Here is a 1058-nt window from a genome sequence, read left to right on the forward strand (position 1 = left end):
AGGTAGATGTACTGCGTGCTGCCCGCGCTGTTGGCGCCGCCGGTACCGGTCTCGGAGAGAAGGCTTCCCTCTTCGTCGTACACGAACGCGAAACCCTGCTTCTCCGCGTCATTCGCACCCGGCCCCCACAGCTTCGTGAAGAACCCGACGAGGCTCTGGAAGAACCCCGGGTCTTTCTCGTCTCCTTCGCTCGGCGCATACAGCGGCTCGGTCTTGAAGACGCGTTGCCCCAGCACGTTGTGCGCGTAGCGCGTCGTCGGGCTCCTGTCCGTGGCACCGGTCGTTGCTGCACTCAACCGTCCCTCCGCGTCATAGCTGTACGCCCGGAGGCCGTCGCTGGTCATGCCCCCGTTGGCGTCGTAGCCGTAGCGGATGCGGGTCGTGGTGCCGCCCAGGGTCTGCGTGAAGCCCTCGATCCGGTTGCTGTCCGCCGGCACGCTGTAGTCGCGGGTGGTCGTCTGGCCGTTTCGCGTCAGGCTGCTGGCAATGCGGTTACCGTTGGCGTCGTAGGCAAAGGTGGCTTGGTGATCGGGGCCGTTGAACCGCACGACGCGGCCCACGGCGTCGTAGCCGATGTACGAAACCACATTCAGCTGCGCGATGCCCGCTTCGGCCGGATTCGTGCTCGACGGCACGAAGAGCTTCTGCGTCAGGCTGGTGATGCGCCCGGCGGCGTCCCAGACATAGCTGGAGAACTCGGTCTGGGTCAGCCGTGCCGCGGTGTCGTAGGTGCGGTTGGCGCGCACGCCCGGCACGAAGGCCCAGGTCCAGGCGGTGGGCTGGCCCATCGGGTTCCAGGTGATGCCGGTGACGAGCGGGTTGCCGTTCCAGTTCAGCTGGATCAGTCGGCCGGTCGCGTCGTAGCCCAGGCCGAGGATGCTGCCGCCGGGATAGGTGATGCTGGCCAGCTGACCCGCGGATGTGAAGCCATAGCCGACCTGTTGACGGAAGCCGTTGGCGAGCGCCTGCGTCTTGGCGGTCACACGGCTATACATATCGCGCGCATAGGTCGTGGTGCCGCTGCGGTCGGTGAAGGAGCTCAGGTGCCCGATGGAATT

The 1058-nt window shown here is 66.3% G+C and carries 1 pseudogene; it reads right to left on the reverse strand.

Annotation, left to right across the window (positions count from 1 at the left end):
- Nucleotides 1-983 (reverse strand): annotated as a pseudogene (locus B0W80_RS34050) (hypothetical protein); the annotation flags it as partial.
- Between the last annotated feature and the right edge of the window lie 75 nt (nt 984-1058).

Origin of the sequence: Variovorax sp. KK3 (assembly GCF_001984055.1) — a bacterium.
Classification (GTDB): domain Bacteria; phylum Pseudomonadota; class Gammaproteobacteria; order Burkholderiales; family Burkholderiaceae_C; genus Variovorax.